At 68.0% G+C, this 15,872-nt stretch carries 16 protein-coding genes; 7 read left to right on the top strand and 9 right to left on the bottom strand.

The genetic code is table 11. From position 1 onward, the window contains the following. Positions 1–371: 371 nt before the first annotated feature. The 3 genes from RHA1_RS18445 to RHA1_RS18435 form a co-directional block, all read right to left on the bottom strand. Positions 372–1,178: an ABC transporter permease gene (locus RHA1_RS18445; protein WP_009476873.1), complete on the bottom strand. Its 807-nt coding sequence runs from the start codon at positions 1,176–1,178 to the stop codon at positions 372–374. Then, complete coding sequence (locus RHA1_RS18440; protein WP_011596360.1) at positions 1,175–2,101, bottom strand: ATP-binding cassette domain-containing protein; 927 nt, start codon at positions 2,099–2,101, stop codon at positions 1,175–1,177. The genes RHA1_RS18445 and RHA1_RS18440 overlap by 4 nt, the downstream gene beginning before the upstream one ends. 160 nt (positions 2,102–2,261) lie before the next feature. Further along, positions 2,262–3,554: an NAD(P)-binding domain-containing protein gene (locus RHA1_RS18435; protein WP_011596359.1), complete on the bottom strand. Its 1,293-nt coding sequence runs from the start codon at positions 3,552–3,554 to the stop codon at positions 2,262–2,264. 97 nt (positions 3,555–3,651) lie between these two features. On the opposite strand from RHA1_RS18435, the gene RHA1_RS18430 reads away from it, so the two are divergent. From RHA1_RS18430 to RHA1_RS18405, 6 genes are all read left to right on the top strand, one after another. Then, positions 3,652–4,515: a helix-turn-helix domain-containing GNAT family N-acetyltransferase gene (locus RHA1_RS18430; protein ID WP_041811676.1), complete on the top strand. Its 864-nt coding sequence runs from the start codon at positions 3,652–3,654 to the stop codon at positions 4,513–4,515. A gap of 25 nt (positions 4,516–4,540) precedes the next feature. Beyond that, the gene (locus RHA1_RS18425) at positions 4,541–5,071 is read left to right on the top strand and encodes a DinB family protein (RefSeq protein ID WP_011596357.1); all 531 of its coding nucleotides are present in this window, start codon (positions 4,541–4,543) and stop codon (positions 5,069–5,071) included. A 390-nt stretch (positions 5,072–5,461) separates the two neighbouring features. Beyond that, a complete protein-coding gene (locus RHA1_RS18420) occupies positions 5,462–5,776 on the top strand; it encodes a hypothetical protein (RefSeq protein WP_011596356.1) in 315 nt (104 codons plus the stop codon). A 305-nt stretch (positions 5,777–6,081) separates the two neighbouring features. Continuing rightward, positions 6,082–6,312, top strand: coding sequence for a hypothetical protein (locus RHA1_RS18415; protein WP_011596354.1), 231 nt, complete (start codon positions 6,082–6,084; stop codon positions 6,310–6,312). Positions 6,313–6,380: 68 nt separating this feature from the next. Further along, a complete protein-coding gene (locus RHA1_RS18410) occupies positions 6,381–7,289 on the top strand; it encodes an alpha/beta hydrolase fold domain-containing protein (RefSeq protein ID WP_016884648.1) in 909 nt (302 codons plus the stop codon). Between the two features lie 65 nt (positions 7,290–7,354). Next, entirely contained in the window at positions 7,355–7,837 is a 483-nt protein-coding gene (locus tag RHA1_RS18405; RefSeq protein ID WP_029539728.1) for a carboxymuconolactone decarboxylase family protein, read from the top strand. A gap of 12 nt (positions 7,838–7,849) precedes the next feature. Here RHA1_RS18405 and RHA1_RS18400 read toward each other — a convergent pair whose 3' ends face one another. The 5 genes from RHA1_RS18400 to RHA1_RS18380 form a co-directional block, all read right to left on the bottom strand. Next, a complete protein-coding gene (locus tag RHA1_RS18400; protein WP_005237937.1) occupies positions 7,850–8,743 on the bottom strand; it encodes a LysR family transcriptional regulator in 894 nt (297 codons plus the stop codon). A gap of 90 nt (positions 8,744–8,833) precedes the next feature. Beyond that, positions 8,834–10,105 (bottom strand): glucarate dehydratase family protein, encoded by a 1,272-nt coding sequence (locus RHA1_RS18395; protein WP_011596352.1) that lies wholly within the window; start codon positions 10,103–10,105, stop codon positions 8,834–8,836. After that, positions 10,105–11,040, bottom strand: a complete 936-nt coding sequence (locus tag RHA1_RS18390) for a 5-dehydro-4-deoxyglucarate dehydratase (RefSeq protein WP_009476863.1) — start codon at positions 11,038–11,040, stop codon at positions 10,105–10,107. Before RHA1_RS18390 ends, RHA1_RS18395 begins: the two co-directional genes overlap by 1 nt. 25 nt (positions 11,041–11,065) lie before the next feature. Continuing rightward, positions 11,066–12,661 carry an aldehyde dehydrogenase (NADP(+)) gene (locus tag RHA1_RS18385; protein WP_011596351.1) on the bottom strand — a complete coding sequence of 532 codons (1,596 nt, stop codon included), beginning with the start codon at positions 12,659–12,661 and terminating at the stop codon, positions 11,066–11,068. 49 nt (positions 12,662–12,710) lie between these two features. After that, entirely contained in the window at positions 12,711–14,072 is a 1,362-nt protein-coding gene (locus RHA1_RS18380) for an MFS transporter (protein ID WP_011596350.1), read from the bottom strand. A 191-nt stretch (positions 14,073–14,263) separates the two neighbouring features. Between RHA1_RS18380 and RHA1_RS18375 the strand changes: the two genes are divergently transcribed. Further along, the gene (locus RHA1_RS18375) at positions 14,264–14,851 is read left to right on the top strand and encodes a GNAT family N-acetyltransferase (protein WP_011596349.1); all 588 of its coding nucleotides are present in this window, start codon (positions 14,264–14,266) and stop codon (positions 14,849–14,851) included. Here RHA1_RS18375 and RHA1_RS18370 read toward each other — a convergent pair. Beyond that, a complete protein-coding gene (locus tag RHA1_RS18370; RefSeq protein WP_011596348.1) occupies positions 14,827–15,837 on the bottom strand; it encodes an AraC family transcriptional regulator in 1,011 nt (336 codons plus the stop codon). The two genes, RHA1_RS18375 and RHA1_RS18370, sit on opposite strands and share 25 nt — an antisense overlap. Between the last annotated feature and the right edge of the window lie 35 nt (positions 15,838–15,872).

Raw genomic sequence — 15,872 nt, 5'->3', positions numbered from 1 at the left:
TCGGACGCACCTGCGTCCGAATCCGAAGTTCCTCGTCTGTATGGGTGTCGATGTCGATTCCGGATTCTCCGGTTCGACGTACCAGTAGAAGCACGGTGAGGAGGTGAGAGCAATGCTGACCACACATCTGTTGTCGGGTCTGACCAGCGAAGAGGTCGACCTGATCGTGGCGGAGGAGCTGCATCTGCTCGACGCCGCCGCATGAGCGCCGTCGACGCCCGCGCCGGGCGCACCCGCTGACCACAGCGCTCTCCTAGCCCCTCCCCCTGCACCGGGTAGGGGCCATCAGAGTGCCCGGCTCCGGACCAGGAGGGCACACACCAAACCGCCCTGCCCCTCCCGTTGTGGGATGGGCAGGGCGGGTTCGTTGTTCAGCGGGTGCGTGCCGACCGAATCATGCGGGTGAGGACGGGAACGGCGGTCACCACCGCCCACAAACCGATCGCCGCGACCAGGGCGGTAAGAGTGTCGCCGGCGGTGGCGGTGCCGAGCACGTGGCCGCGCAGGGCATCGGTGGCGTGCGCGACCGGATTCACTGTCGCCATCGCCTGCATCCAGCCGGGCATGGTCTCGATCGGCGCGAACGCACTCGAGACGAACATCAGCGGCATCATCACCATCATCCCGGCGAACTGGACCACGTCCGGCCGGCGGAGCCGATCCCCGATCAGCCCGAACAGGGCGCTCATCGCCCCGGCCAACACCACCAGCACCAGGACCGCGGCGACGGCATCCCCTGCGGTGCCGTGGAACTCGAAACCCAAAGCGACGGCGGCGATCCCGAGCAACGCAGCCCGGGCGAGGGTGAAGACGGCCTCGTTGATGGTGCGAGCCACCCCCGGCAGCGCCGCCCGCATCGGCAGGGCCGCGAAGCGGTCGTGCAGGCCGTTGGTGTGATCGATCGCGGCGGACACTCCGGCGTTGGTGCCGGCCATCACCGTGGAGACGGCGAGCATCGCCGGGGTGAGGAAGACGATGTAGCTGACCCCGGCAGGGAAACCCGGTCCGGCGGCGACGCTGCGGAACACCTGACTGAACAGCACCAGCATCGCCATCGGCATGGTCAGCGAGAACATCAACAGCTGCGGAACGCGGGCACTGGTGCGCAGGTTCCGGACGGTGAGTGCGGCGAGCTGGTCGAAGGCCGAGGGCCGCCCGATCGCAGTGGTGGTGGTCATTTGTGGGCTCCTGTGTGGGCGAGGTGGGTGAAGACGTCGTCGAGGCTCGGTGAGGTCACGTCCAGGTCGGTGACCTCGATGCCGCCGCGGTGCAGGTCGGCGACCAGCGCGGTCGCGGCGGGGGCGTCGCCGACGGTGACCGACACCCGCAGGCGGTCGCCGTCGACCCGCGGATCGGTGTCCGGGACGAAGGGCAGCGCGGCGAGCTGACCGGCGGGGATGGTGGCGCTGAGGACCTTGCCGCCGACAATCCGTTTGAGCTCGGCGGGGGTGCCGCGGGCGGCGACCCTGCCCCGGCGCAGGACCACGATGTGGTCGGCGAGCCGGTCGGCCTCCTCGAGGTACTGGGTGGTGAGCACGACCGTAGTGCCCGCGTCGGTGAGCTCGTCGACGACGTCCCACAATCCGGCGCGGGCGAGGGGATCGAGACCGGTGGTCGGCTCGTCGAGGAACAGTACCGACGGGGAGCCGACGAGGCTGGCGGCCAGATCGACCCGCCGGCGCGAGCCCCCGGAGAGTTCCCCCACCCGCCGGGACGCGTATTCCTGCAACCCGAGCCGGTCGATCAGCGCGTCGGCCCGTTCGCGGGCGGTGCGGCGCAGCCCGGTCAGTCGGCCGATCAGCTCCAGATTCTCTCGGGCGGTGAGGAATTCGTCGAGACCGGCGTATTGGCCGGTCACACCGATCCGGCGACGCACCTCGGTGGCGTGGACGACCACGTCGAGGCCCTCAATCTGCACGCGGCCGATGGTGGGCCGCACCAAGGTGGTGAGGGTGCGGATCAAGGTGGTCTTGCCGGCACCGTTGTGGCCGAGCACACCGAGCGTGGTCCCGGCGGCAGCCTCCAGATCGACACCGTCGAGAGCCCACGTCTTGTTGTAGGCGACGTGCAGATCCTCGACCACGACGGTCGGCGCGTTCATCGCACACCCCCGAACCGGTAAGGGGCGGGGCGGGCAGTCGGGTGGATGGTCATCGGAGGTTCCTCTCGGAAGGTGTGCACCCACCCGGTGGTGAGTGGGAGTCCGCTTCCTCAGACGAACGAACCTCGAGTTGGACGCACCCGAAGCAGAATCAGGCAGGTCAGGAGATGGTGGCGCCATCGGCGGCGGGTTCGGGTTCGTCGAAGACCCCGGCGCCGCCGCATACCCCCGTCTCCGGCAACGTGAGTTCGACGCGGGCGGCGGCGGCGTGGTCGCCGGCAAGGGCGGCGGCGATGCTGCGGACCTGCTCGTACCCGGTCATCGCCAGGAACGTCGGCGCCCGCCCGTAGCTCTTCATCCCGACCAGGAACACATTCGGCTCCGGATGCGACAGTTCGGCTATCCCGTGCGGGTAGACGGTGCCGCAGGAGTGCACGTTCGGGTCGATCAACGGCGCCAACTCCACCGGCGCCTGCAGCACCGGGTCCAGGCCGAGGCGGATCTCCGACAGCCAGGACAGATCGGGCCGGAATCCGGTGAGCACCACCACCCGATCGACGTCCTCGATGCGGGCGCCGGTGTCGGAGATCAACGCCACCCGGCCGACGTCGCCGTTGGGTTCGATGGTGGCGGTGCGGAACCCGGGAACCACCGTCAGCAGCCCGTCGTCGAGCGCCGCCTTGGCACGCAGGCCCAGGGCGCCGCGGGCGGGCAGCTGGTCGTCCTCGCCGCCGCCGAAGGTGGACCCGACATCTCCGCGGCGTAGCACCCAACTGATCCGGGTGCCCGGCGTCTGCTTCTCCAGGCCCGCCAGCGCCACGATGGCGGTCAGCGCCGAGTGCCCGCTGCCGGCGATCACGATGTGCTTACCCGCGTACCGGGCGCGCACCTCGGGATCGTCGACATGCGGAACCCGGTATTCGAGAACGTCGGCGGCGGCGCGCTCGCCGAGCGCGGGCAGGCCTTCCCCGCCGAGGGGATTGGGGGTGGCCCAGGTGCCGGAGGCATCGATCAGGGCCTGCGCGGTGATCCGATCCTCGGTGCCGTCGGCGCGGCGGATGTGTACCGAGAGGGGTTCGGTGTCGCGGCCGGCGTCGACGACACGGTCCCGGCCGCGCCGGGCCACCCCGACCACCTCGGTGGACAGCTGCACGATGTCGCCGAGTGCGGTCGCGAGGGGTTGCAGGTAGTTCTCGGTCCAGTCCTGGCCGGACGGGTACGCGTCGTCGTCCGGCGCCGCCCAGCCGGTGGCGTCGAGCAGGCGGCGGGCCGACGGGTCGATCAGCTCACCCCAACGGGAGAACAACCGCACGTGATTCCACTGCGTGATCGCGGCACCGGCTACCGGACCGCGTTCGAGGACCAGCGGGGTCAGGCCACGCTCGCGCAACTGGGCCGCGGCAGCGAGGCCGATCGGTCCGGCCCCCACGACAACAACAGGCAAGGCGATCATTTCGGAGTCCTTTCATCGATGTTCATCGATCCTTTCCAGAGAGTATCGATGCGCGTCGATGAAGGCAACCATCGATGGATATCGATATAGTGAGGGCATGGCTTCCCCCGACATTCCGGTCGCCCACCCCGCGGACAAGGTGGATGCGTTGGCGCCGCAGGATGCGGCCACCTACGCCGGGTGGTTCGCGTGCCTGGCCGACCCGACCCGGGTGCGGCTGCTGCACCACGTCGCCTCCCACCAGACCGGGATCAACGTGGGCGAGCTGGCCGAGGCTCTGGGTATCGGCCAGCCCACCGTCTCGCACCACGTGCGCAAGCTTGCCGATGTCGGGTTCGTCTCGGTCCGCAAGAGCGGCACCAGCACCGTCGTCATGGTCAATCCGGCCTGCTGCACCGGACTGCCGCACGCCGCCGACGCAGTGATGGGTGTACTGACGCCGCGTCCCTGCTGCCCGGACGACCTGCCCGACGACGTCACCGTGCGCACCATGACCGATCAGGACTGGGATGACGTGCGCCGGATCTACGGCGAAGGCATCGCCACCCGCAACGCCACCTTCACCACCGAGGTCCCCACCCAGGCGACGCTCGATGGACTGTGGCTGCCCGGGCATCGGTGGGTCGCCGAGATCGACGACGTCGTGGTCGGCTGGGCCGCCCTGTCCCCGGTGTCCGGGCGAGCCTGCTACGCCGGGGTGGCCGAGAACTCGATCTACGTCGCCGACGGGATGCGCGGGCGCGGCGTCGGCAAGGCCTTGCTGCGCTCCCAGGTCATCGCCGCCGACGAGGCCGGACTGTGGACCTTGCAGACCTCGATCTTCCCCGAGAACCGGGCCAGTATCGCCCTGCACCACTCCGCCGGATTCCGCACCCTCGGTGTGCGCGAACGCATCGCCCGACTCGACGACATATGGCGCGACACCGTGTTTCTCGAGCGCCGCTCCCCCGTCGTCGGATAATCCTCCGAATCGACTGGGGCACACGATGTCCGAGCAGCAACCTGTCGATCGTGCCGCGATCGCCGCGGACCTCGAACGCGCCCGGAGCGTGCTGCACGAATTACTCGACGGTGCGAGCGCCCCGGATCTCGCGAGGCGTTCGTCCGGAACCCGATGGACCAACGAGCAATTGCTGTTCCACATGGTCTTCGGCTACATGGTCGTTCGCCGGCTGCTCCTGCTGATCCGGATGTTCTCCCGGTTGCCGGAGGGGGCGAGCCGACGGTTCGCGCACGTGCTCGACGCCGCCACCCCAGTCTTCGACGAGGTCAACTTTCGGGGCTCGGCCCTGGCGGCGCGCGTCTACAACCGACGCCGGATGGGCCGCCACTTCGACCGCGTCATCGCTTCGCTGCAAGGCTCCCTCGCCCGGCAGACCGATGCAGACCTACAGCGCAGCATGTCCTTTCCGGTGCGTTGGGATCCGTTCTTCACCGAGACGATGACCGTCGAGCAGGTCTTTCGTTACCCGGGAAAGCACTTCGACTTCCACCGACAACAGCTCACTCTCGACTGAACGGGGTAGCTGCCGACACGTAGGAATTCAATTCCTACCGACGTGACGAAATCATGGTGGACAGTTGTTCAATATCAGAATGTGAGAAAGAGCGTCATTAATCGAAACGTTCTGCAGACCCGTGTGCGATAGGCAAAGTAAGCGGAGATCGACGATCCCGTGTTTCACATAAACAACAGGGAAGAGAATTTCTCGGACTCGGCTGACGATCGAGTGATCCAGGACAGGGATTCTCGGCTCCCACCGGCAGCCGAGAATCCACACCCTGAACAGGGGTAATATGCCTGCGCCAGTGGCGTCGGACCATTTGACAGACCGGTGGCGCGAACTCGGGAGAGAAAGTAACAATCCCGCTGCAGGAGTCGGGGATTATCGAATGAGGTGAGTATTATGAAAAACACATTCGCTGTGCGATCGGCAGTCGTGGCCGCCGTCATCGCTCCCACCCTGGTTTTCGCGGGCGGCACTCCCGCCACGGCGGCACCAACACTGAGCGCGGGCGGAACCGGCCAGGTAGAGGTCAGGGTTCCGACCGGTGAAAGCTGGACGTGCTTCGCATTCGACTCGAACTTCACGTTCAAGACGGGTGCCTTCGCGGCTGGTGCCGGCACGCTCGACGGATTCGCGACGGGATCGAATGTGACCGCGTTCTGCTTCGGCAACATGGCCCCGTTCTTCTTCTCGGGCAGCGTGAAAGTCACCTAGACCGGGACCTTTTCGCCGCGTCGAACGTGCCCTCGGCAGTATGTTCGAGACATGAAGGCCATACTCGCCCTTCTGTCTCTGCTGCTCGCCGTCGTGTTGGGCTGCTCCGGCGATGACAGCACACCGTCGGCGGGCAATGACCGTCCGTCATCGCCGTCGAGGACATCACGCCGGAGTCGATAGCGGCCACCGTCGCCAGCCTCCAGGACAGTGGGCACCCCGACGTCGCGCTGGTCGGCGGAAGCGCGGGCGCCGACGCAATCCTGCAACTGGCCTCGCAACAGCCCGACCTACCCGACCAGCTGGTGCTGCTCTCCCCCAACCGGGTGGTCGACGGCCTCGGCAGTGAGCCCAAGTTGTTCATCGCCAGCGAGGACGAGCCCGTCGCCGGCGTGTCGGAGCAACTCGCCGACGGATCACCGGGCGCCGACAACAAAGTGATCCTTCTGCCGGGCTCCGCACACGGGCAGAACATCTTCAACAGCGAGAACGCTGATGCGGCATTGGACGCGATCCTCCAGCGGCTGGCCAACTGAGGATCGAATTGCCGTGCAACTCGCCGGAGCAGCCGCGCCGAGTCCGCGAACACGTCACAATGAGGGGCGTGAACCTTCCCGACATTCGCCCCGCAATCGTTCACACAGGGGTTCGGATACTGCTCGGACGCAGCAAACTCCGCACGGCCGAGGACACGCGGCGCGACGTCCACGCGACGACGCTGCGGCCGGCCTCGTTCAACCCGCCACCATCTCCACTCCTGCGCGGGGTGCGGCTCTCCGCCGACCGCACCGGCGGGTTTCCCGTCTTCACCGTCGAACCGGACAACGGGCGATACGGGAAGACTGTGGTCGACTTCCACGGCGGTGCCTATGTCCGCGAAATAATGTCCGTCCACTGGCTGTTCGCGCGCACCATCACCGCGGCGGCATCGGTCCGGCTTCTGCTTCCGATCTACCCCCTCGCCCCGCACCGGACGGCCGCCCGCACCGTCGCCGATGCGGCCGACCTCGTCGAATCGGCAATCTCCACCCGAGGCGCCGACAACGTGGCGGTGATCGGCGATTCCGCCGGTGGCGGGCTCGCGCTCGCCGCAGCGCAGGAACTCAAACGTAGGGGCGCACCACAGCCGTCGCGGCTGATCCTTGTCGCCCCGTGGCTGGACGCCACCATGAGCGACCCCACCCAAGCCACCATCGAGAAGCGCGACATCCTCCTTGCGCGCGGAGGACTGGAAGAAGCCGGCCGACTCTACGCGGGCGACCTCGAGGTCACCGACTGGCGCGTCAGCCCCCTCTTCGGCGACCTCACCGGCCTCGCGCCCATGAGCGTGTACACCGGCACCCACGACATTCTCGTCACCGACTCCCGCGCGCTCACTCAGCGAGCACGCGAGGCAGGCACGACAGTCGACTACATCGAGGAGATCGGGATGCAGCACGACTACGCACTCTTCCCCCTGATCCGCCAGGCACGTGCCGCCCGCGACGACATCGTCCGCACACTGCGAGCGTGACGTTCAAAAGATAGAACACGTGTCAGATCTTCCGCCCGCGACACCTCCAGCTGTAGCATTCGGGGATGAGTCGAGTAGGTAGCTACAGTGACGATGACGTGGCAGGTTGGCTGTCGATCTCACCCGAGCTTGGTGGTGCGCTCGGCGCTTTCACGGACGCCGTGTACAACCGGAACCGGTTACCGTTACGGGTTCGGGAGATCGCCCGGATGGCGGTCGCGGAGGCCAATGAGTGCGCCGTGTGCCTCGGCACCCGCGACAGGAGTGGCGCCGATGCGGGGATCGACGAGCACTTCTACGATCACGTTCTCGAGTGGGAGTCGTGGCCCGGGTACAGCGCCGAGGAGCGGACGGCGGCGGAGTTCGCCCACCGGTTCGCCACCGATCACACGGCGCTCCGCGACGACGAGGACTTCTGGGCGCGGTGTCACGAGCATTTCACCGACGAGATCCTGACCGACCTGGCGTTGTCGTGCGCGTTGTGGCTGGGGACGGGCCGGGTGCTGCGGGTGCTCGACATCGGTCAGACGTGCAAGCTCACACTCTGAGCACTCCGGTTCTCATTCCCACTCCCGCTGCGGCAGGACGTCCTCCATGAACCTGCGCAGCGCGGGGTTCCGGTTGTCCGAACGCCAGGCGGCGTTCATCTGGACGGGCCGGTCGCGGACGGCGGAGACGGGACGGAACACGACCCCCTCCGGGTGCATCGTCTGCGCGGATTCGGGGACGAGGGCCATGCCGAGCCCGGACCGGACGAGCACGAGCATCGTGTGCACCTGCGTGACGTACTGCACGTAGCGGGGAGAGGCGCCGACGATCGTGAACGTGCTGATGAGCAGTTCGTGGAAGTACCGCGCATCGACGGGCGAATACATGACGACGGGCTGATCGTCGAAGTCCTCCACAGCCAGCTGCTCGGCGTCGGCGAGGGGGTGACCGGCGGGCAGCGCGGCGACGAGCCGTTCGTGGTGGATGGGGCGCGTGTCGATGCCGGGGCGGGTGAGGATCGGGCGGATCAGACCGAGGTCCAGTTCACCGCTGATCAACGATTCGATCTGCACGGAGGTGACCATTTCCCGCAGAACGACTTTCACGTCCGGGAGTCTGTCCCGCGCGGCCTCGAGCAACCTCGGCAGCACCGCGTGCGCGGACGCGCCGGTGAATCCGACGACGACGGTGCCGAGGTCACCGGCCGGGACGCGCCGCACCGTCAGCGCGGCACTCTCCGACAGGCTCAGGATGCGTCGGGCGTCGGGCAGGAACGCCGCACCGGCGGCGGTGAGGGTGACGGATCGGCTGGTGCGGTCGATCAACTGCACGCCGAGTTCGCTTTCGAGTTGCTGGATCTGACGGCTCAGCGGCGGCTGCGTCATGTGCAGGCGCTCGGCGGCGCGACCGAAATGCAGTTCCTCCGCGACGGCGATGAAACACGACAGCCGCGCGAGGGAGAACATTCGATCCACTCCTTTGCCTCGGGGTGGACTCAATGTATCCCACCCCGAAGGCGCCGACCGAGACCGCGGTCGGCGCCTTCGGTGAGACAGTTACCAGCGAGGGCAGGTGTTCTCGAACGTCGGATCCACCGACTTCATGTATCCGGTGTCGTCGCGGTCGCGCACCCCGCAGTCGAGGTACTGCTGGTGCAGGGCGGCGAGGGCGTCCTCGTCGATCTCCACACCGAGACCCGGCGTCGTCGGCACCGGGACCGCGCCGTCGACGAACTTCAGCACACCGGGTTTGACGACGTCCTCGGTCTTCCACGGCCAGTGCGTGTCGCACGCGTACGTGAGGTTCGGTGTGGCGCCGGCGAGGTGCACCATCGCGGCCAGGCTGATGCCGAGGTGCGAGTTGGAGTGCATCGACAGGCCCAGACCGAAGTTGTCGCAGATACCGGCGAGCAACCGCGACCGCTGCAGGCCACCCCAGTAGTGGTGATCCGACAGCACGACCTGGACCGAATCCTTCAGCACCGCAGGCTTCAGCTGATCGAACGCGACGACGCACATGTTCGTGGCCAGCGGCATCTTCGCCTCCCGCGCAACCTCGGCCATGCCGTCGAGGCCCGGCGTCGGGTCCTCGAGGTATTCGACGATGCCGTCGAGTTCCGACGCGACCCTGATCGACGTGTCGACGGTCCACGCGGCGTTGGGGTCGAGGCGCAGCGGCAGGTCGGGGAATGCGGCACGCAGCGCCTTGATGCCGGCGATCTCCTCGTCCGGCGAGAACACGCCGCCCTTGACCTTGATGGCCTCGAAGCCGTACTCGCCGATCATCTTCTGTGCCTGACGGACCAGACCGTCGGGGTCGATCGCCTCGCCCCATTCGTCGGGCTCGGCGCCGGGGTGCCCGGCCCACTTGTAGAACAGGTAGGCGCTGAACGGGACGGCGTCGCGCACCTTGCCGCCGAGCAGATCGGACACCGGCCGTCCGAGCGTCTTGCCCTGCACGTCGAGGCACGCCACCTCGAACGGGGAGAACACGCGGTCGGTGGTGCTGGCCGTGGTGATCATGCCCGCGACGCCGTCACCGCCCGTGACGGTCAGGGTGGCGATCTTCTCGTCGATCGCCGCGCGGATCGCGTTGAGCGCGAACACGTCCAGCCCGACGATCGCGTCGGCGGCCGCCTCGAGCCGGATGAGGTGGGCTGTGTCGGCGTACGTTTCACCGAGGCCGACGAGCCCGCCGTCCGTGTCGAGTTGAATGATCGCACGCAGCGCGTAGGGCTGGTGCACGCCGACGGTGTTGAGGAGCGGCGGGTCGACGAACGCGACGGGCGTGATCCGTGCGCCGGTGATCCGGATGGGTGCGGCAGTCATCAGACCGCCGCCTGCACGGCCAGCGCGTCGGCGAGAACGGCGCGACCGGCTGCGGTGATCTGCGCGAGTTCGAGCAGGTGGGCCTCGCTCGTCGGGACGAGCGGCGGCCGCACGGACCCGGCGTCGATACCTTCCATCGCGACCCCCGACTTGATCAGCGACACCGCGTATCCGGGCACCTGATCACGCAGACGCACCAGGGGATGGAAGAAGTCGCGGAGCAACGCGTCGGTGAGTTCCTCGTTGCCGGATTCGAGCGCCTCGTAGAACCCGAGAGCGAGTTCGGGCGCGAACGCGAACGTCGCGGACGAGTACAGCGTGACGCCGATCGCTCGGTACGCCTGCTGGGTGACCTCGGCGGTGGGCATGCCGTTGAAGAACAGGAACGGCTTGCCGGACGGGGCGAGCGCGTCCTTCACCGCACGGACGATGCGGCCCACCTTGTCGAGATCACCGGTGCCGTCCTTGAACCCGACCACGGTCGGGAACTGCGCGACCTCCACGGCGGCCGCCTCGTCGAACCGGGCGTTGCCGCGGTTGTAGACGACGAGCGGGAGATCGGTGGTGTCTGCGACCGCGCGGGTGTACTCCACCAGTCCGGCCTGCGGCATCGTCACCAGGTACGGCGGGAGCAGCAGGATGCCGTCGGCGCCATTGGCCTTCGCGCTGGCGGCGAACTCCTTGGCCTGCTGCACCGAGCCGCCGGCGCCGGCGAACACGGGGACGCGTCCGGCGACGACCTCGGTGGCCTTGGCGACGATCTTGCCGAACTCCTCCAGCCCGAGGGCGTGGAATTCACCGGTGCCGCAGGCGATGAAGACGCCTCCGGGGCCGGCGTCGACACCCTTGGCGACGTGCTCGGCGAGCCGGTCGTAGTCGACGTCGCCGGATGCGGTGAACGGGGTGACGGGAAAGAACAAGACGCCGTCGAGCATGGGGAACTCCTTCACGAAGGGAAAATCAGGCTTGGGTGAGTCGGCCGTCGATGCGACGCCACAACTGGTCGGGGTTGCCGTCGGCGATGGCGGCGGGGAGCAGCGAGCTCGGAACATCCTGGTAGGCAACGGGACGCAGGAACCGTTCGATCGCCAGCGAGCCGACGGACGTGGTGCGCGAGTCGGAGGTCGCGGGGTGCGGGCCACCGTGCACCATCGCGTGGCCGACCTCGACCCCGGTGGGCCAGCCGTTGAACAGGATCCGGCCGGCCTTGAGCTCGAGGACGGGCAGCAGCCGTCCGGCCTCGTCGAGATCGGCGTCGTCGACGTGGACGGTCGCGGTCAGCTGTCCTTCCAACTGCGCCGCCACGGCACGCACCTGCTCGGCGTCGCGGCACTTGACGATCAGACTGGACGAGCCGAACACCTCCTGCTGCAACACCTCCGATCCCAGGAACGTGTCGGCGTCGCTGCTGAACAGGGCAGCCCGGCACGAATTGGGGGCGTCGGACTCGACGCCGCGGGCCTCCACGGTGGCCGCGCCCTCGAGGGCGGCAACCCCGTCGGCGTAGGAGCCGGCGATGACCGGGGTGAGCATCGGCGTCGGCACCGCCTCGGCGACCGCGGCATTCGCGGCCGCGACGAACTCGGCGAGGCCGGGACCGTCGACGGCGATGACGAGACCGGGGTTGGTGCAGAACTGGCCGGATCCGAGCGTCAGGGACCCGACGAACGCGCGGCCGAGGTCGGCGCCGCGGGTGGCGAGTGCGTTCTCGAGCACGAACACCGGGTTGATCGAACTCATCTCGGCGTACACCGGGATGGGTTCCGGACGTCCGGCGGCAGCGGCGACCAGAGCGGTTCCACCGGAACGGGATCCGGTGAATCCGACGGCCTTGATGCGCGGGTCGGTGACCAGTGCGGTGCCGAGCCCGCGGCCCGAGCCGAACAGCAGGGAGAACGTGCCCGCGGGCATGCCGGTGCTCGTGACGGCGTCGGCGATGGCGCGGCCGACGAGTTCGGAGGTGCCGGGGTGCGCGTCGTGGGCCTTCACGACGACGGGGCAGCCAGCAGCCAGCGCGGACGCGGTGTCGCCGCCGGCAACGGAGAAGGCGAGGGGGAAGTTGCTCGCACCGAACACCGCGACGGGTCCGAGCGGCACCTTCCGCTGCCGGATGTCGGCACGGGGCAGGGGCGTCCTGTCGGGCATCGCGGGATCGATGCGGGCACCGTTCCAGCCGCCGTCACGCAGCACGCCGGCGAACAGCCGCAGCTGTCCGGACGTGCGGCCCACCTCACCGGTGATGCGGCCCTGGGGAAGACCGGATTCGGCGCACGCCCGTGCAATGAGCGTCTCGCCGAGGGCCTCGATGTTGTCGGCGATCGCCTCGAGGAACTGGGCCCGCTTCTCGCTGCTCGTGGCGCGGAACGGCGCGAACGCCTCAGCGGCGGCGGCGCAGGCGGCGTCGACGTCTCGTTCGTCACCGTGCGCGAAGCCCGGTTCCAGCCGGCCGTCGGTGGTGGGGTCGATGCCGTGGATCGTCGTGCCGGAACCCTGGACGGGCTTCCCTGCGATGATCATCTGTCCGGTCACGTCGGTCCGGTTCACCGTTGCTGTCATGATTGGGTCCTCGAGTTCTCGTCTGCGTTTCGTATGTGCCGGTGAGAGGTCACTTGGCTGCCACGGTGGGCTCGTCGGAGCCCACCTCTGCCAGGTCCGCGACTTCGTCGATGTCTTCCTTGTCGCGCCGGAAGTACGTCACCGCCGCGGCGGCGGCCAGGGCGAAGAGCGACAACACGACGAGGCCCATCGTCACCGTGCCGGTCTGCTCCTTGATCACTCCGAAGCCGAACGGGGCCACGAAGCCGCCCAGGTTGCCGAGCGAGTTGATGATCGCGATCGCCGGTGCCAGCACCATCGGGTGGAGGGTGCGCTGCGGAATGGACCAGAACAGCGGGCTCGCGCTCTTGAATCCCATCGTCGCGATGCACAGCAGCGGAAGCGCCAGCCAGGGCGTGACGAACGCGGCGGCCATCGTGCCGACACCGCCGATGAGCAGCGCGGCGACGAGGTAGGGCTTGTGCCGTCCGGTGCGGTCGGCGGAGCGGTTGGAGAAGTACATCGCGAAGATCGCGCAGATCCACGGCAGCGAGGAGAGCAACCCGACGGTGACGTCGTTGGTGCCCGGGATGCGGCGGATGATCGACGGGAGCCAGAACGTGTTGGCGTAGATCGCCATGGTGATCGCGAAGAAGATGCCGCAGCACACCAGGATCCGCGGCTGCAGGAGCAGCTTCCAGCGCGAGCCCGACTCGCCACGCTTCGCGGACGCCTCGCTGCGCAGCACGTCCTCCTCGGCGATGACGGCCTGCAGGTCGGCCTTTTCCGGGGCGGTGAGCCACTTCGCGTCGTCGATCTTCGAGTCGAGCAGACGGTAGGCGATGCATCCGACGACGACGGACAGCAGGCCTTCCAGCCCGAACATCCACTGCCAGCCGTGATGCCCACCGAGTCCGTCGAGGGACAGCAGCGGTCCGGACAGCGGCCCCGAGATGGCGGCCGCGATGGAGGACCCGGCGATGAACAGTGCCGTGGCGCGGCTGCGGTGGTTGTTCGGCAGCCAGCGGGTGAAGTAGAAGATGATGGCCGGGAAGAAGCCGGCCTCGGCGACACCGAGGAGGAACCGCAGGACGTAGAACATCTCCGGGCCGTTGACGAACACCATCGCCGCGGACACCAGGCCCCACGAGATCATGATGCGGGTGAGCCACACCTTGGCGCCGAACTTCTCCATGAGCACGTTCGACGGCAGTTCGAAGATCGCATAGGCGATGAAGAAGACACCCGCACCGAAGCCGTACGCCGCGGCGCCGATTCCCACGTCCGCCTCGAGATGCGTCTGCGCGTAACCGATGTTCGATCTGTTGAGCTGGTTGCAGATGAGCATGACGATGAACAGCGGGACGACGCGACGGAAGATCTTGGAGACCGCGCTGTCGACTGCCGGGGAAACGGCGAGGGGGAGGGTCATCGGTGACTCCTCTCTGTGTGCTGGCGCTGGCGGTGCGGGGAACGTTGGAGGACTCCGATCACGCCCGGCTACCAGGCGTGACCTGAGTCATAGGAGTCACGCTAGAGGCATGGTCGATACATGTCCAAGTCAAAGATTCTCGTTATCGATGCCGAAGTTGAATCGACGGGATTCCTGCTAGTTTTCCTGTCGTGAGCGCCGACGCAGTCACCTTCGAATTCGTCCGCACGACCCGCGAATTCTTCCCTCAACTGCAACGATGGCTCCGCGAACCGCACGTCGCGCGGTTCTGGAACCACGACACCGCGGACGCCGACATCGAGCGCGATTTCGGCGGCAGCATCGACGGCACCGAGCCGTGCGAGGACTTCCTCGTCCTGCGCGGCGGCCTGCCGTTCGGATTCATCCAGCGGTACCGGATCGCCGACTACCCCGAGGACCTCGCGCTCCTCGCAGCCCTCGTCGAGATCCCACCGGGAAGCATCTCCATCGACTACTACGTCGGCGACCCGCAACACACCGGCCGGGGGCTGGGAACCGCGATGATCAGCGCGTTCGTCGCCAAGTGCCGCGCCGACCTACCCGACGCCACCGCGATCGTCGTCCCCGTCGTCGTCCCCAACCGGGCGTCGTGGCGCGCGCTCGAGAAGGCCGGCTTCCGCCGCGTCGGCGAGGGCTACCTCCCACCGGACAATCCCATCGACGACGGCGCCCACTACATCAGCAGGCTCGATCTGGACGGGTGCCGGCCGGTTCAGCCGGTGTCGCCCGACCGCTGAGTTCGCCAGCGGCTCGGGCTGCATCCGAACCGCCCACTGAACCAGCGGGAGAAGTTGCTCGGCGCCGAGAACGCCAGCATGTCCGCGATCTCGGTGAGACTCAGGCGGGGATTCGCGACCATCCGTTCGGCGAGTTCGACGCGGGTCGCGTCCAGGACGGTCGAGAACGTCTCGCCGCTCTCGGCGAGGCGGCGATGCACCGTCCGCCGGTCCACACCCAGGCTGCGAGCCACCTGCTCGACGGAACAGCGGCCCGTCGGCAGCAGTAGTTCGATCAGCTCGCGGACCCGGCTCACGATGGTCACGTCGTCCGACGGCTCCCAGGACTCGAGGAGTTGCTGGGTGTAGGGACGGAGCAGTGGATCGGACATCTTGTTCGGCGCAGCCAGGTCGCCGGCCTCGATGACGATGCCCGCGAACTCGTGGTCGAAGTTCACCACCGGCCCGAACAGGCGTCGGTGGGTCGCCGTGTCCGGCGGAGCCGGATGGGGGAAGCAGACGGCGAGCGGTTTCCAGCCGCCCCCGAGGAAGCCGCGCAGCAGCCGGTGCAGCACCCCGACGGCCAGTTCCACCGACTGCCGAATCTCGGTCGTCTCGCCCACGTCCAATTCGACGCGCAAGGTCACCAGACCGCCGCGCTCCGACATCCGTGTCCGCAGCGCCTCGTTGTAGGTGTGCTCGTACCTGGTCAGGACGCGCAGGGCACTGCGGACGTCGGGCTCCTCGCGCACGACGAGGCTGAGAGGGCCGAGGTTGGAGAACTGCCTGCGCTCGGCGAGGCGCAGCCCGAAGTCGTCGTACCCGGATGCGCTTACCGACGCCTCGAGCAACCACGCGATCGCCGCGGCCGGGATCCAGCGGTCCTGGAGGCCGAGCCCGGAGGGGTCCAGACCGGCGGAGCGCAGCAGCGGTGCCGGCTCGAGTCCGAGCGACCGGCACAGCTCTACGTACCCGTTCAGTGACGCGTACCGCGCAAGGGGTTTCATACCGCCTCCAGCATGTCCCGAAATGATACGCCGCC

The organism is Rhodococcus jostii RHA1 (genome assembly GCF_000014565.1).
Lineage (GTDB): Bacteria > Actinomycetota > Actinomycetes > Mycobacteriales > Mycobacteriaceae > Rhodococcus_F > Rhodococcus_F jostii_A.
This window is presented reverse-complemented; position numbering and strand designations above follow the sequence as displayed.

Coding starts and splice junctions, on each gene's coding strand:
- RHA1_RS18385 (WP_011596351.1), bottom strand. CDS start 12,661: ATGACAGCAACGGTGAACCGGACCGACGTGACCGGACAGATGATCATC.
- RHA1_RS18420 (WP_011596356.1), top strand. CDS start 5,462: ATGAAAAACACATTCGCTGTGCGATCGGCAGTCGTGGCCGCCGTCATC.
- RHA1_RS18440 (WP_011596360.1), bottom strand. CDS start 2,101: ATGAACGCGCCGACCGTCGTGGTCGAGGATCTGCACGTCGCCTACAAC.
- RHA1_RS18445 (WP_009476873.1), bottom strand. CDS start 1,178: ATGACCACCACCACTGCGATCGGGCGGCCCTCGGCCTTCGACCAGCTC.
- RHA1_RS18370 (WP_011596348.1), bottom strand. CDS start 15,837: ATGAAACCCCTTGCGCGGTACGCGTCACTGAACGGGTACGTAGAGCTG.
- RHA1_RS18435 (WP_011596359.1), bottom strand. CDS start 3,554: ATGATCGCCTTGCCTGTTGTTGTCGTGGGGGCCGGACCGATCGGCCTC.
- RHA1_RS18430 (WP_041811676.1), top strand. CDS start 3,652: ATGGCTTCCCCCGACATTCCGGTCGCCCACCCCGCGGACAAGGTGGAT.
- RHA1_RS18395 (WP_011596352.1), bottom strand. CDS start 10,105: ATGACTGCCGCACCCATCCGGATCACCGGCGCACGGATCACGCCCGTC.
- RHA1_RS18405 (WP_029539728.1), top strand. CDS start 7,355: ATGAGTCGAGTAGGTAGCTACAGTGACGATGACGTGGCAGGTTGGCTG.
- RHA1_RS18380 (WP_011596350.1), bottom strand. CDS start 14,072: ATGACCCTCCCCCTCGCCGTTTCCCCGGCAGTCGACAGCGCGGTCTCC.
- RHA1_RS18400 (WP_005237937.1), bottom strand. CDS start 8,743: ATGTTCTCCCTCGCGCGGCTGTCGTGTTTCATCGCCGTCGCGGAGGAA.
- RHA1_RS18390 (WP_009476863.1), bottom strand. CDS start 11,040: ATGCTCGACGGCGTCTTGTTCTTTCCCGTCACCCCGTTCACCGCATCC.
- RHA1_RS18425 (WP_011596357.1), top strand. CDS start 4,541: ATGTCCGAGCAGCAACCTGTCGATCGTGCCGCGATCGCCGCGGACCTC.